Annotated in this window: 8 protein-coding genes; 1 reads left to right on the top strand and 7 read right to left on the bottom strand. The window is 41.4% G+C overall.

The window, feature by feature from the left end; genetic code table 11:
• Window positions 1–54: 54 nt before the first annotated feature.
• From scfA to LBN07_01670, 5 genes are all read right to left on the bottom strand, one after another.
• Window positions 55–216: a six-cysteine ranthipeptide SCIFF gene (gene scfA / locus LBN07_01690; protein MDR0850175.1), complete on the bottom strand. Its 162-nt coding sequence runs from the start codon at window positions 214–216 to the stop codon at window positions 55–57.
• Window positions 217–339: 123 nt separating this feature from the next.
• Window positions 340–699 (bottom strand): hypothetical protein, encoded by a 360-nt coding sequence (locus tag LBN07_01685; GenBank protein MDR0850174.1) that lies wholly within the window; start codon window positions 697–699, stop codon window positions 340–342.
• 99 nt (window positions 700–798) lie between these two features.
• Window positions 799–2,199, bottom strand: coding sequence for an aminotransferase class V-fold PLP-dependent enzyme (locus LBN07_01680; protein ID MDR0850173.1), 1,401 nt, complete (start codon window positions 2,197–2,199; stop codon window positions 799–801).
• Window positions 2,200–2,376: 177 nt separating this feature from the next.
• Window positions 2,377–9,129 (bottom strand): InlB B-repeat-containing protein, encoded by a 6,753-nt coding sequence (locus LBN07_01675; protein MDR0850172.1) that lies wholly within the window; start codon window positions 9,127–9,129, stop codon window positions 2,377–2,379.
• Between the two features lie 409 nt (window positions 9,130–9,538).
• Window positions 9,539–11,020, bottom strand: coding sequence for a M1 family metallopeptidase (locus LBN07_01670; protein MDR0850171.1), 1,482 nt, complete (start codon window positions 11,018–11,020; stop codon window positions 9,539–9,541).
• 129 nt (window positions 11,021–11,149) lie between these two features.
• Between LBN07_01670 and mscL the strand changes: the two genes are divergently transcribed.
• A complete protein-coding gene (gene mscL, locus LBN07_01665; GenBank protein ID MDR0850170.1) occupies window positions 11,150–11,698 on the top strand; it encodes a large conductance mechanosensitive channel protein MscL in 549 nt (182 codons plus the stop codon).
• A gap of 89 nt (window positions 11,699–11,787) precedes the next feature.
• Here mscL and LBN07_01660 read toward each other — a convergent pair whose 3' ends face one another.
• Window positions 11,788–12,654, bottom strand: coding sequence for a zinc ribbon domain-containing protein (locus LBN07_01660; GenBank protein MDR0850169.1), 867 nt, complete (start codon window positions 12,652–12,654; stop codon window positions 11,788–11,790).
• A gap of 158 nt (window positions 12,655–12,812) precedes the next feature.
• Window positions 12,813–15,947: an isoleucine--tRNA ligase gene (ileS, locus tag LBN07_01655; protein MDR0850168.1), complete on the bottom strand. Its 3,135-nt coding sequence runs from the start codon at window positions 15,945–15,947 to the stop codon at window positions 12,813–12,815.
• Window positions 15,948–16,213: the final 266 nt, after the last annotated feature.

The raw sequence follows: 16,213 nt of genomic DNA, 5'->3' as shown, positions 1-16,213 counted from the left end.
CTCCAGCCCCAACAAAAATGCCGGCTCAGCCGACAAAATTGTTAAATTGATTTATTAATCTCTGTTAATACGCTGGCCTCTGGCCTTTGCTTCACATCTTTGATATATCATAGGGTTAGAAGTCTTGCATGCCGATTGACATCCGGTAGCGCATTCTCCGCAACCGCCGTACTTTTTATTTAAATTCCCTTTGACCAAAGTCTTTATGTGTTTCATAATATCTACCGCCCTTATAAGTATACGTAACTTTAGCATTTTTTTGCCCTGCTGTCAACTATTCCTAACATAAAATCTGTTACTGCGTTAAAAATAGTTTGATAACATAACCTTTTTTTGTTATTAACCGCCTTCAAATGTTACAGCCTCATCTTTCATCAGTAGGTAATCCGGAAATGTTTCGGCAGTGGCAGTGCTCTCCACAAATACACCACGTTGTTTTATAAGCGGGCAATTTGGTAACGCTCTGACATTCCAATCACCATATTCAAGAGGATAATCATAATGAACCCGTTCATCCAGAGCTCTACACTTCATAATATCAGTAAAGATATTGTCATTGTCTTCAACTTTTTTAAAATATTTACATCTAAAAGCTTCTCGCCACTTTATACACTCTACACATCTTTTAACCGGCTGAGAGTTTTCTAAAGCCGCTCCCTCCAAATAGAAAAGTTCACCGAATACTCCTAAATTTTCCATAATTCTTTACCCCCCCCCATACATAAATTATATTTTTATTATATACAAAGATCTAACCGTTGTCAACACCTAAAAATAATATTTTTTCCGACAGAAAAGTTATTTATCAGCCACAAAAACAAACCCGGGCATCTGCCCGCCTGTGCTGTTGATTTTCAGTCCGTTTTGTTGGAGCACTTTTAAAATATCCAAAATCTTTTTGTCTATTTTCTCGCCCGGAACAACAATCGGAATTCCCGGCGGATAAACCCATATATATTCAGCACTAACCTTACCTAAACTCTGCCCTATTTCGGTTTTAACAGCCTTCAAAGGCTTTAAGTCACTTGACCTGCAAACAAATTCGGGAATATATACCGAAGAAACTACATATTTGTCAGCTTTCTGCGACAGCGTTTTGTCTATCAAAATGAGAGCATCAAGCAGTCTTTTCAAGTCTGCTTTAGTGTCAAAAATGCTGGTCATGGCAATAACATATTTGTTATAACTCATTTCCGCCTCTATTTTTTGTTTACGTAAGCTTGACATAAGTGCCGGCCCCGTAATATTGGTGCCGGTGGTCAGTATTACAATTTTGCCAAAGTCATAATCAAAATAGTCTTTATGATTTTGTTTTGAATCAAATCCATTACAAAGCACCTTCAAATGCTTTAACTGTTTTGTGCCTTCACTAAATTCTTTAAGGTTGACTACATATTCTTTAAATATTCTGCTGCCGTCTGTCTTTAACAAATTTACACATTCAACTATGCTGGCCATAAGCACATACGACGGGCTGGTTGTCTGAAACATAGTCACATACTTGGCAATAATTTCGCCCAATTCTTTTTTACAAAACAAAAGGGATGTTGAAGTCATTGCTGGCAAAGTCTTGTGAAGGCTACAAATTACAACATCGGCACCGCATTTGTTGGCGTGCTCAGGCATACCCCAAAACCCAAAGTGCGCCCCGTGTGCGCTGTCTACAATAAGTTTTTTGCCGCTTTTGTGAATAACCTCAGCAATACTTTTAATGTCACTCACCACACCTTCAAATGTGGGGCAAGTAACTATTACAATGGTGGCCTTAGGTGCCTTTTTTATAGCTTCTTCAATTTGTCCCACAGTAATACTTTGGGCGATGCCGTTTTCGTCAAGATTTGGCGCAATATATGTGGGTTTAAGTCCGTTTATTTCAATCGCGCTATAAACCGACTTATGGCAGTTGCGCGTCATAATCACCTCATCGCCATACTGAGTGAGCCCCACAATCGACGAAAGCACTGCCCCCGTGCTGCCGTTGACAACAAAGAAAGCCCGCTCCGCCCCAAAAACCTCGGCAGCCTCAGCCTGCAAGTCCCCCAAAATGTTGTCAACGTGCATAAGATTGCCAAAACCCTCAATTTCGGTTATGTCAATATCGGTAGGAAGCCCTCCCATGGGCTTTCTTTTATGACCCGGCATATGCATAGCCAAAACATTTTCCTTATAATTTTTTTTCAGCATTTTCAAAAGTGACATGCTCTTTTCTCCTTTGATTTATATAATATTTTTTGTTTATCTTTTCTTCTGTTTGTGTTTTCATTTGTGTTTTGATATACAAATCATTTATATCTGCTTAAACTTTTTAGGGCTATAAGAAACTGCCCCCCTTTTCAGAGGGCAGCTTCTCCGTTGCTCACAAAAAATATTTTAAATTTATATAGCTATCCTCAAAGCAGGACGAAGACCTATGTTATATGTAACACTTGTAATTGATTGACCAAGACCACCCTGCTCACCATTAAGCGTAGTATTAAGCGCCGTGCCCACAAAGGTTTTAGGGTACCAACCCATGTATGTAAACGGAGTGTTGATTTGGTTAAACACTTTTGGAGCCGCAAATATCCCGTCATAAACTGCAAACAATGTAATTTCATAATAATCGGGATTGCCGCCCACAAGCACCGCAAAACTGCCGTCAATAATAATTGGCTGACCTGCTGCCACGGCTTCAAACTCGGTGGCCCATTGGTCAAAGCTCCAACCCATAAAGGTTGCGCCCATAGGCGGTGTAAATTCAATAAACCACTGCGGAGTAATATATGAAGCACCAACCAAACGTGCAACAGGGTCATATGAAACGCTACCCGTTCCGCCATTTGCGTCAAAGTATACATAAACCGGAATGTCAGCCCAAATTGCATACAATGTGATATTGTCGTTAACTTCTAAGGTGTCGCCCGGATGGTATATAATGCCCAGACCGTTTGGCATTGTGTTCCAATACAACAGCTTGCAATATGGCTTAGAAATATCTATCAGCGAACCATTAAACTGTGCACCCGGTGCCGGAACCACTACAGGGCCCCTTGCCTGAACCTGAACTACTACTCCGCCGTTGTTGTTATTAAATGTCAGTGTATATTGCGGCAAGCCCCAAATGGCATAAAGCGTAAGGGATGCCAAGATGCTTTCTATACGGCCGCTACTAAAATTTCCCGGATAATATTTTGTGCCGGCATTTGTGGCGTCAGAAGCACTGCTTGTGCTCCAATAGAGGAATTGGAAGCTTGAATAAATAAACGGATTTGAAATAACCTCATAATATACATATTCTCCAAGCGGTGCAGCATCCTGAACCAATGTCTGATTACTGTATTCATCGTCAGTTGTGTCATAAGGGGTTCCTTGACCTGCAATTTGAACAAGTATGCTACCGCCGTTGCCCTGATAGTTTATATATACGCTGTTAGGCGTCCACTGAGCGACAAACACTATATCAGTGCCATTGTGAAGGTAACTGCCGGTGTCAATAGTAAAGGCTCCGCCAACTGCAATATAAGTTTCGCTGCCGCTTTCGGCATCGTTGCTATAAAGCCACTTGTCAAAGGTGCTGTTGTCTTTAACGAATATGTTGGCAAGGTTTATAGTCTCTCCCACATAGTGCACTGAAGTATAAACCGTCGTATGACTGCCTAAAGTTCCGCCGTTGCCTTCAAACACAACGTTGCGCTGCTCGCCCTGCCACAAGATAGTATATTCAACATAGCCCGCAATCACAACCGCGGCTCCTCCGGCGTTTACGCCGCCGATTGCATGCTTAGTAATTCCGTTATCGTTTGAGAAGAATTTTGCTGTTTGGGGGGTAAGTCCTACCATGGGCACATCAATCTCAACCACATATATGTCAGTCACATTACCACTTGCATTAACAACGACAATAAGCCAAAAGGCTCCAAATTCGCCGTACATATTAATTTTACTTCCATAAGACACACCTATACTTACTATTGTGCTGTTTGACACCTCAGGATAGTAAATGTTGGGTGCTGTCAACGCATAAAGTCCGCCTAATCCGCCAATGCCGCCAAGAGCTGTTGCGATAGCAGCCTCAATTGTAAGTTTTTCGCCTGACGACAACGATGTCAGAGGCACAAAGGTAGCCTCACCGCTGACAATATCAACGGTCTTGGTTTTGGGCGCCCAAATCGCTCTGAGCGTAATATTGCCTGTCGGAGTAGAAATTATCTGAAGCGGTGTATAATCTATAACCCCGTCAAATATTCCCGCAACCATTAAATCCCAGCCTGCAAGAATATAATTTCCCGAAAGATGAGTTACTGTGTTGACGCCATATACCTCATAATTTGCCGGCATAACATTGGGGTCAACCACCACAATAGTTGGGTATCCTCCCTCAAATGTGCCGTTTTCGGCGATATAATTTATAATATATGTGTTTGAAACAAATCTTGCTGTTAATGTAATTGTATAAGCGCTAAGGTCAGAGGTGTTAAAATATAGACTGTTAAGCATAACATTGCTGCCCACATAAAACTCTGTGGAATTAGTGATATATGTCCAGCCGTCAAAACTAAAGCCTGCCTTAGAGAACTGTGCTGTACCGCCGCTGTAGGTTATAAGATTTCCCGGTATGGTAAATCCGCCGCCGAGTGCCGCCGAAATTGATACTTGCGTAAGAACTCCTGCATCGTTTATAAGTCCTGTTCCTCTGTCAAATATTATTGTAATAGGCGGAGTAACGCTCCACATAGCCTCAAATTCAACGAAGTCTGTAACAATTATTTCACCCGGGTAAGCAACATTCCACGGATATTCGGTGCTGCCCTGTTTCCAGCCCAAGAAAGTTCCGTTGTCGGGAGTAGTCCACAAAGCGTCACCTGTCGGGAAGCTCCAACCGTCTGTCGTGCTTGATGGGTCAAACATAATCCATGTGCCACCATACGGAACTTCTATTTCATAACTTACGGTGCCTGTGGTATCTTTTTTGATGGTAACGGTCATTGTCTGCGCCTGCCACTGAGCATAAAGCGTTATACTGCCCGCCGTTGTTATATTAATACTGAATGACAACGGAGTGCTGACTTCGCAATATTTTGTTCCACTGTCAGAAGAAGTATGAGTAAAGTATTTAAAGGTGTAACCCGTTCTGCTAAAGTCGTTATACAGCGATACTGTGTCGCCCACTCTTGCTGTTATGCTATAAGTGGGTGAACTGCTTGAAATTGTGCCGCCCTGACCCAAGAAGTTTATAGTGACCGCCTGACCTCTCCAGATTGCATAAAGCGTAACTTCTGTCACTTCGGCACCACTGTTGCTAAACAGACTCTCGGCCATATAGAAGGCCGCACCCGGAGCATACACATGCTGTCCGCCGCCATTGCCCTGAGCCGATAAACTAAAGCCCACAAGCTCATAATCGGTCTTGCTAAGCTGCACTGCAGTGAATGTAGCAAGCAATGTGGTAGCTTTGACTGCAATTCCGCTTGACAGATAGTCGCCGCCGTTAAGAGCAAGCCCGCTGAACGTTCCGCCGTTTGCATTATATCTTATAAACTTATTCTTAGGCGTCCACTGTGCATAAAGCGTAGAGGCCGCACTGATTAATGTATAAGGGTCGCCCGCGTCATAGCCTATGCCTGTGCCGTCAGCTTTAGTGTTCCAGCCGTCAAAAATGTAGTTGTTTCGCGTGGGTCCAACAGGCAGGGTTATCTGAGCATTTATCACGCCGGCCATCGGATTTATACTGCCCGGTGCCGTCGAAATATCAGTGTCGTTATTCAGGTCAAATGTGACAGTTGCCGCCTGAGCCATGTCGGTTGTCCAATATATTTTAAGAACAGTGTTGTCGGTTATCAAAATATTTGAACCCAACGGATATATTGTAGTAACACCATCAACAAAAGTATAACTTGTGCTGCCGATGTTGCTTATCCATAAACCTGCCACAATGTCTCCTGCTACTATATAGTGGTTCAATGGGTCTCCCAGAGGACTATAATGCCTGTAAACTTGATAATCTACGTTTATGTGCGTCAGTCTAAAGGCCTGATTATATTCGCCTGTCGAGGTCTTGTTTGACATTGTATTTCCGTTGTCAAGCCTTACATCACTCAGGTCATAAGTTACATTTTTAGATTTTCCCTTCCATATTACATAGAAGTTATTTGTGCTTCCAAGCACAATACTTCTGTCTTGAGAGTTAGCACTGCCCGGGTCATATGAGGCTCCGGTGCCGGTTGCCAGAGTGTTATACCTAAAAAACTCCTTATTGGGGTTAACAGTCACAAAATTGCCTATCGATTCAAAATTGTATGTGTCGCCAAAACGCAGGATATTCCCTCCGGCATGTGTTATTGTTATAAAGTCAGGCGAATAGGTGTAGTCATGGTCATTAAGATAGATTGTCAGAGTTACCGCCACACCGCGCCATTTTGCATAAAGAGTTATGGGGCCGGCAATATCAATTAAATCAGCATCAGCATACTCCACGCTCCCGTTTGAGCTGGTGCTCCAGCCCATAAATTCATAGCCGTTTCTCACAAAAGTATTTGTTGTGAGCACAACACCTGTGTCGCCATATCTAACACTCTGAGCAGTCATTGTGCCAAAGCCGCCGTTACTGCTAAACACAATATTCGTCTGCGCTCCTCTCCAAATTGCATAAAGTGTAATTGTTATATCACCGTTTGCAAAGTGCGATATACTCAAAGCATCCAGCTGCTCTATAAACAGACTGTCAACAAGTATAGTTGACCCTGCGGGAGCAACAGTTCTGACATCACCGTTACTATACCCTGTGAGTGTTGCGTCAGAAACAACGCTCCAGCCCACAAACTCATAATTCTGTTTTTCAAAAGCCTGATTAAGTGTTATGAACTGCCCAAAATAATAATTTTGGTTTTCAAAAATGTTCATACCCTCATGTGTTCCACCGTTGCCGTCATACTTAATAACGATTTTAATGCTCTTAAAGCACGGATAAAGCATCAGATGCCTGTTACCTATGCCGGCGTCCATAATTATAGTGCTGCCTATGCTATACTCTGGGTTTGTCTGGTTTGCCCTTGTCGACCAACCCATAAATTCATAACCATAGTAACTAAAGCCCACCTTAAGATTTCCCGCTACAGCCGAATTTACACTATCATAATCACTTGTTACAACATATGACGCACCAAATACTGTGGATATCATAGACATTGAGCCTTCTATATATGTGTTAAGGCCCTTGCTGAATTCTATGCTATATGCTGCCGCCCTCCAGACCGCAACAAAAGTTATACCTCCCTCGGGCATTACAAACAGAAGCCCGCTAAGACTTGCAAACTTTACAGTTTCTGTTTGCCACGTATCAGGTATCAAATCCCAATCAGGGGCAACACCGCCGTGCTCCTCATCAAGATAACTCTGCAAAACCCAGCCCCTAAATTCAAAGTTGGTTCGTTCAGGTGACGGAACCGGCGGCATCGTAAACGTAAAGCCTTCAACATAGCTTGGCACACTTACACTTGTCATGTATCCCCCGCCAAGGTCAAATATAATGTTGTTTCCGGTGTCAACCCAATTAAACACAAGCGTAATGTCATCAAGCACTAAAATCTGCTGGCCCGAAGTATATGCTGTGTTTGTCAAGTCATTTAATATCTTAAACCCGCCAAATAGCTTGTCGTTATATTCATGCAAAATCAAGCTTGCGTCATAGCTTGGAATGGTATAATAATATCCGTATTCTGTGGTGTAATCGTTTGCAAACAGCCCTTGAACATAGGCTTCACTCGCCGCCGCAACTCCTGTGTTGGTCAGCTTATACTCCACCGCCATGGGCTTGGGCTTTGGTGCCCAAATAGCATAAAGGGTTATATTGCTGCTGATATTAGACATATAGCTTCCTGCAACATATTTGGTGAGACCTAATAAATCTATATCTTCATAAGAAAGGTCCTTGTTTTCCTCGGTTACCCAATACTTAAATTCGCATTTGTCGTCGGGGTAGATAAATCCGTTGTTCGGAACATACATAATAGAATTATAAAGCACAGAGGTAGAATTCATAACCCCCTGAACTAAGGCATTGGGATCATACGACACCAAATATGTCATTTCTGACCATACTGCTGTCAGTGTCATTGTGCTCTCGGGCATAACAAAACCCGTTTCGGGTGCCCATATACTGCCCTTGCCGTCTGACCAGCCGCTTAATATATAATGCGGTCTCTCAGCAATCGGCAGGTTAAACATATGCCCTGCCACATAATTTTTAGCAGCGGGCGGTGTGCCGCCGTTATAATCACCCATACTGAATATTACGCTACTTGTTGATGCTTCCCACGCTTCAACAAATAATACATCACCCAAAAGATTAATAGTATTGCCGGTTCTGTAGATTGTGCTTGTGTCAACAACGCCGGTTGCTATATCCTGCCTATAAAATCCCACAAAATATTTTTCAAAATTTTTGTGGTCAACGGTTCCGAAGTCGCTAGGAACAGTATACGACTGCCCATATCTTCCGCTGGTATCTACTCTTGGCCCAAGCGGCTGACCATAACTGTAGGCGTCTGCGCTAAAGGCAAATGTAACTGTCTGATGCACACCCTGCCAAATTGCATAAAGATTTATGCCGTCAATAGGCATTGTGACAGGAGCTCCTAACTCGTATGTATGAGTATTTGGCCCCACAATCGGACTGTCTGCCCAGCAGACAAATTCATAATGTCCGCTTGGATCACTTGGAGTAGTCACAGCAGCCGGAAAAGAACTGTCATATGCCCTTAAGTCACGCAAAAACTCCTGACTCTGAGGCTGTGTGCCTACAAAGTTAGAATAGAAAACTGCTATATAAACTTCACGTACAAAGCCTGCATAAATTACGGTATCACGATTGATAGGTCTGTCAAAGTCATATAAAGTGTTACAGCTTTCATCTGCAAACCAATTGCCAAACCTATAACCATTTTCGGCTGCAGGGTCAACGGGGCGCGATAGTTTTTCGCCCTTTTCAATAAACTTCTCAGTGTAGTTGTTGGACGAAACAAATATAGTGACCTTATATTCGGCAACTGTTCGCGTTACATATAAAATGGCCACAACAACAATAGCCAGACACAGAACAAACGCTATCGCTATAAACACATATTGTTTGTTAACCTTACTCTTTTCAGCCACTGTTTTATCTCCTTATGTTTTCAAATATCCAACATATAAGTTAGTATGTTCCTTTTTAAATTTCTTACAAAAATCGTGCCTAAAAAACACCCCATTAATCTTAATCATAATTTTATCATATTTTAAAAAAAATGTAAAACATCTGTTGCCTTATTTAGTGAAGTTTTTATGACCAACAAAATCTAATGTCATCTGTTGCGGGCAGTATTTCGCGTTAAAATCTAAAACGAAAAAATCGTTTGGTTTACAGAAAACAAGCGCAGCGTGTCTACGGGCCGCACACACACCCCCGAACGCTCACATTCAATACTCTGTCTGCAATATGGGCTGTAAAATTTTTGAAACGAACGATTTTAGAGCCCATATGCCAGCAGTCATAAGTCCAAAGCGGATACTTCTATGTTTGTTTTCATCTTGCAACCAAAACTTCTCTTCCTTCTATCCACGACATCATATATGCTTCAAGGTTTTTATGGCTGATTTTTTCAAAGGCATAAATCAAATCGGCAGGGGAAGCAATTTTAAAACAATTCTCTTTATAATAAAACTTCAGCGCAGCAATAAAATCTTTGCCGCCTATAATGTCTCTGATATCCCTGAAAAACAGCATACCCCGCACATAGGTTGTATAAGTATAATCCATTTCGCCGTTATACTCATTAAGCGCCCTGTCCATACGCGTGTTGGTGTCTGTATACACACTCGAATAGATATCCAAAAACAGCAGATAACTTGAAAGTGCGCTGTTCAATCTGGCATTTACGTCAACATTGTAGCTCGGATTATTTTCATAAAACAGCATGGTAGAAAATTCCGTCAGCCCTTCATCCTGCCAAGCGCTTGTATAGGCGTTGCTACCCACAAGATTATACCACCACTGATGCGCCACCTCGTGAATGATTACGTTAATATACTCTTGCTGACTGCTTACAGCATCCGAAATATATACTAAATTCGGATATTCCATGCCGCCATGAATAAAGTTTGTTTTCACTATACTTAGTGTTGAATAAGGGTACTCTCCAAAAAGTTCGCTGAAGGTTTTTAGAGCGTCAACCCCTGCCTTGAGACCCTGCATATAGTTTGGGTCGTCATAATAATAATAGTTCACTGTGGTACTGCCCCACTTCTCGCTGACCATTTCAAAATGCTTACTAAGCACAAAAGCAAAGTCGCGCACCACCTTAGCTTCAATATTCAAAGTTGTAATCCCGTCTTTGGTTTCAGTTTTTTTCCAAGCTCCTGTGTGAGCAGCAACAAATTCGCTATTAAACTTAAGCGTAACATTATAATTTGCCATATCGCTATAAAACGGATCACCGTTGCTGCTATACGGGCTCGTCATAAAACCGCCGTTTTCATATACGCACGCAATGGGATAAAAGTTTCCGAAGTTATACACATTTTCACCGTATCCAAACCTATGCTTGATATTTGGCAGCTTAACCTCATATTCCATCTTTATGCTGACGCTGTCGTTGGGATAAAGCTCCACAACGGGCACCACCAAAATGTTGTTATCTTCCCCTCCGATAGAAAAAGTTATCTCATTATTCTCAACAAAAACATGCTGGATTATAATATACCCATAATTTATGCCATTATAATAGGCTGTCTGTGAGTTGTTGAGGTTTACAGGCTTGTTTTGCGCTTGTTCACTAAAAGCATTTGGATAAAGATGAAAATCCACCTCATTCAAAACAACATCGGTGCTATTAATATACTCCACTTCCTGAGTGGCATTGAGAATGTTCTCCTGCTCGTCAAACACAGCCGCAATAGTATAGGTGCTTATTTTTTTTGAAATATTATCAAAGTCGCCGGCGCATCCCACAAGCAGTCCTGTTATAAAAATCATGGCAAAGACTGCCGTAAAAATCTTTTTCTTCATAAAAAACTCCTTAAACTATTTCTATGAAGAAAATCTTGCCATAAGACCAAATATGGACCCAAATCCGTTTGCAAAATTCGTCGAATTATATTAAAATATATATAAGATTTAAAAAAGGATAAATTTCTTATGGAAAAAAAGAAACAAGACAAAAACGGATTTCTTAAAAAAGGAACAGGAAAACTGCACAGCTTCGGAAGCGACTTTAAAAAGTTTATTACGCGCGGAAATGTGCTTGATCTCGCCGTTGCCGTAATTATGGGAACAGCCTTCGGAAAGATTGTATCAAGCTTAGTCAGCGACATAGTCATGCCCTTGATTCTAGGGATATTCGGCAAAAATGATATAACAACACTGTCTTTTTTCGTAAATGGTTCTGAAGTTCACTATGGAATATTCTTACAATCAATCATTGATTTCCTGCTGATTGCATTCTTTGTATTCCTAATGATTCGCATGCTCATGAAACTTCAGCATGGCTTTGGAGAAAGTAAAAAAATCACTCAGCTTATTATCAGCGGCAAACTGAAAAAGCGATTAAAAAACAAGAATGTGCACCTTAAAAAATCAGGATATGTCGGAAAATTCTTTAAAGAAAAACCCACTCCAGCCAAGCTTAGCACCGAAGACCTGCTGGCACAAATACTTGAAGAACTAAAGAAAAAGAACGCATCTTAAGCGTTCTTTTTTAATTGCAGAGCCCATAACATGTTCGGCCTTTTTTTTGCTTTCCCCTCATAGATGCGAAGGAGTATCTATACACTAATTTAATATTGTTTTCCGCAGCCCGGGCAAGAGTTTTTACCCTCTTCAAGCTTTGCTCCGCAATATTCACAGAACTTTGACTTCTTAACTTCTTCTTTGGGCTGAGCTACTGCCTCTGCTACCTGCACCTGAGGCACTCCCATGACTATGCTTTTATTTGCAAAGCTTCTTATATTAAATTTGGCAGCCTTCTGAAATCTCTGAGCCTCTTCAAGCGAATAATCTGATGGTGAAACACCTTCAATTTGTTTTCCGTTGTCAGCATTCCATAAATACCTTACTTTATAATAATGTATCGCAGGCCCGTTTGGCACAGTCACCGAAACTCCCCTGCCGTTGGTATACGTTCGCGTCGGCTGGTAAGTTCTTCCTATTTCATAAGACACAAATGTGGCCTGCCCGTCGTGGCCCCTTTTCATAATAAGCCCGCGGCCTCTGCCCTGAAGACATACCACAACAATTCCTATTATTCCAATAAGAGCAACACCCGCCGGAATAAATATTATGCCCATATCCATCGGACTGAATGATGCCTCAACAGATTTGTCACCTACATAATAAATTGAAATAGTATTGCCAACTTCTATAATATTGCTGACAGAATTGTGTGTTGAGCCTGTATAAGTATTTCCTGATGCTGCGTCCAAATAAGTATAGGTATATTTATACCCGCTCAAATTGCCGTCACTGTCACGCTGATCCTGACTGCTTGTAACCGTGGCGTTGGTCTGAGTGCCGTTTTCTTTTATGTCAGAAAGCGCCTTGTCACCTATAAAACTTACTGTAAGTATAATAGCAATAATTATACCGAGCAAGGCTATCACTATCATGGCTCCCAGCGTTCCCTTTTGTGATTTTGTCAAACTCATAATTTCCTCTCCTTTCAAATTATATATTACTATAAGCATACCAAATTCTACAAAAAAACTCAAATATTTTGCGTAATTTATCAAACTTTAAAAGCAACAACTAAAGAAGCACAATTGTGCTTCTTTTTATAACAATATTTCCATCATAAACTAACAAATCAGCAACAGCCCGCGGGGACACCTCCGCTTGACATAGAAATAGTTACTTCCTCTTCTCCTATATCAAAGGTTTTTGAAATTTCAGGTTTCTTTATGCCGCCGTTCAGGGTCTTTATCAAAACATCCTGTTTCAAGGCTTCTTCAAATTTTTTAATAACCTGCGTCATAGTTTTGCCGTTTGTTTTAATGTCGGCATTAATGCGCTCCTCAATCTTAAAGTCCGCCTCTTTTCTCAGCACCTGCGCGTGACGCACCAACTCTCTAAACAGCCCTTCAAGCATAAGATTTTCATCAATGGTTATATCCAAAACTATGGTTATGCCGCCTAAAACCGCAATTACAAAATCTGGTTTAGGCTTGAAGTTCAGTATAAATATATCATTGCCAAGACCCGCAAACCCACCGGTATTAACGCTTCCTTTGTGATATTCGCCCACCCATTTGGCCATGTCCTTTGACGAGGCTTGGGTCAAAATTTCTTTAAGTTTCTGAACCTCACCCTTCAAAACCGCTCCGGCTGTTTTAAAGTTTACCGATAAATAGGGCTCGTTAAATTTTGAATTATCTTTTTCTGTTACAATATCTTTTATGTTAAGCTCATCTTTTATTATTTGCTCAAAGTCTTTTACAGCTCCGGCGGACGCTCCTATCAAATACATGGTTTTGAGCGGCTGCTTAACTTTTATCTGATTTTCGCCTCTAAGTGCTAAAGCTGCTGTGATTATTTCGCGCACAGCCATTGATTTTTCCACTACATCACCAAAACCATAGCTAAATACAGCAGGATAATCACTCAATACAACCGAAACCGCTTCTTCTTTTTCAACCTCTCTTATCATATTCTGCCAAATATATTCAGTTATAAACGGAATTATCGGGTTCATAATAATACACACTTTTTTAAGAGCGTAATAAAGACACCAATAAGCAGTCATCTGGTCACCCTCGTCATCGGTTTTCCAAAAGCGTTTGCGGTTAAGTCTTATATAAAAGTTTGAAATATCGTCCATCAAGACTTCAAAGTCTTTAACCACTAAAAAACTCTTGTAATTTTGATAGTTGGTGTCACTATCCTTCACAAACTGATTAATACGCTCTATCAACCACTTGTCGGTTATATTAAACTTGTTTTTATCAGGTTTGAAGCTTGCTATGTCGGGGTTGTCTATGCATGCATAGGTGTTGAAGAATGCATATGCATTAAAAAGTCCCATCATCTTTCGTCTGGCTTCATCGGTGAGGTTAAACCCAAAACGCATTTCATTGTTGGGGTTTGCCGAAGCATAAAGATATCTTATGGCATCAGCACCCACCTTGTCGGCCACTATGTCACACTCAAGGTTGTTTCCGCCGCTCTTATGAAATTCATTTCCGTTTTCGTCCTTAACATATTGATATGTGACCACCTTCTGATAAGGCGCCTTATTTTCAAGCACCACACTCATAACAAGCATCGAATAAAACCACAGCTTGATTTGCTCTATCATTTCGCAAACATACTCGCTCGGAAAATTGTTCTTAAAAAACTTCTTATCTTCAAAATATTTTTTGGTGCTGAAAGGCGTTATTCCCGCATCCAGCCAGCAATCCCCTACCTCAGGTATGCGCTTTGCAATTTCTCCGCAGCCGCATTTTATCATTATATCATCTATCCACGGTCTGTGAAGATGCGGAATACTCTTCAATCCTTCAGGATTAACAGCTTTTTGTCTGAGTTCGTCAAGACTGCCTATAACATGTATCTTGCCGCACTTTTCACAAATATATATAGGCAGAGGCAAACCATAAAAACGGGCACGCGAAATGTTCCAATCCCCCATATTGTTAAGCCAATCTATCATGCGCTTTTTGGCAAAGTCGGGGGTGAACTCTACCTCATCCAAGGCTTTCAAAAGCCTGGGTCTCAAGTCATCCATTTTAATATACCATGTGTTGACAAGCTTATACACAAGGTCCGTCTTACACCTCCAACAAAACGGATAGCTATGCTTATACGGATGACTATACAAAAGCTTGTTGTGCCGCTTCAAGTCGTCAACAATCAACTGCGTAACCTCAGTGGTTTTGTGACCTGCCATAAATCCGGTGTCTCTCAGCATAACCCCCTGTTCATCAATAGGACAAATCTCAGGCAGATTATAAAGCTTGCCTAATTCAAAGTCCTCTTCACCGCAGCCCGGCGCAATATGAACCACGCCGCAGCCTTCAAGGCTGTCAACATCTTTCCATGCAATAATTTTGTGGTCAAACTGTTGACTTTCAAGCGTCGGAAAGCAAGTTTCATACACAAGTCCCAACAACTTTTCACCCTTAAATGTTTCTAAAATCTTATATGGAGTTTTTATTGCTCTTTGGGCTTCGGCCCCCAAAACCAATTTCTCGCCGTCTGGTGAGGTCTCGATTTTTACATACTCGTTATTTGGGTTGACCGCAAGGGCAACATTGGCAGATAATGTCCATGGTGTAGTCGTCCACGCAAGCATCTTAAAATCATGGTTTTTTACGGGGAACTTTACAAATAAAGCTGTATGTACAACTTCCTTATAACTGCCCGTCATTTCGTGCTCAGAAAGGCTTGTTCCGCATCTGGGGCACCAGACCATGGGCCTGTTTTTTCTTATTATCCAGCCGTTTTCGTCGCATTTTTTGAGGAAGTTCCAAATAGAAAGAATATTGCCGTCAGTATTGGTAAAATAACTGTTTTTCCAATCCATCATCTGCCCCATACGCTTTGACTGTCTGGTGATTTCACCGGCAAAATAGTTTACACGCTCCATACATTTGTCAGTAAACTTATCGATGCCATATTTCACTATCTCAGGCTTTCCGTTGAGGCCCAGCTCCTTTTCAATATTAACCTCTACCCACATGCCCTGAGAGTCAAAGCCGTTTTGATACATACAGTCGCGCCCCTTTAAGGCATTATATCTTATAGTTATATCCTTAAGAGCTCTGCCCCAAAAGTGATGCACACCCATACGATTGTTGGCAGTGATGGGCCCATCCAAAAACCTGAAGTTAAGTCCTCCGGAATTTTTTTGTTTCAGTTTTTCAAAACACTGTTCGGCTTCCCAAAATCTGAGCATGTCCTGCTCCATCTTAACAAAATTGGGTATTCCATTTTCTTTTTTCATATTTGTTCTCCTCAATTTGATATTTTTGTTTATTTTTGACGTCATTGCGAAGCAATCTTAAATATAACGCTGCGCAATTATGAGATTGCTTCGCTCACGCTCGCAATGACAAAAGCTGACCATTTCCTGCATGCAAAAACTACCTGTCAAAAAACCGACTGCTTCCGTTAAAAGAAAGACAATCGGTCTTCAACCACTTTCAACAAGATACAGAGCCAAAGGACTCTCATATCCCGAGCCTATAACGGAGCTCAAACGGCTTTAGT

The sequence above is a fragment of the Christensenellaceae bacterium genome, assembly GCA_031260975.1.
Lineage (GTDB): Bacteria > Bacillota > Clostridia > Christensenellales > UBA1242 > JAISKJ01.
This window is presented reverse-complemented; position numbering and strand designations above follow the sequence as displayed.

What these genes read in the sequence shown, in the direction of transcription:
- scfA (MDR0850175.1), bottom strand. Translation starts at nt 216, where the DNA reads ATGAAACACATAAAGACTTTGGTCAAAGGGAATTTAAATAAAAAGTAC.
- LBN07_01660 (MDR0850169.1), bottom strand. Translation starts at nt 12,654, where the DNA reads ATGAGTTTGACAAAATCACAAAAGGGAACGCTGGGAGCCATGATAGTG.
- LBN07_01680 (MDR0850173.1), bottom strand. Translation starts at nt 2,199, where the DNA reads ATGTCACTTTTGAAAATGCTGAAAAAAAATTATAAGGAAAATGTTTTG.
- LBN07_01670 (MDR0850171.1), bottom strand. Translation starts at nt 11,020, where the DNA reads ATGAAGAAAAAGATTTTTACGGCAGTCTTTGCCATGATTTTTATAACA.
- mscL (MDR0850170.1), top strand. Translation starts at nt 11,150, where the DNA reads ATGGAAAAAAAGAAACAAGACAAAAACGGATTTCTTAAAAAAGGAACA.
- LBN07_01685 (MDR0850174.1), bottom strand. Translation starts at nt 699, where the DNA reads ATGGAAAATTTAGGAGTATTCGGTGAACTTTTCTATTTGGAGGGAGCG.
- ileS (MDR0850168.1), bottom strand. Translation starts at nt 15,947, where the DNA reads ATGAAAAAAGAAAATGGAATACCCAATTTTGTTAAGATGGAGCAGGAC.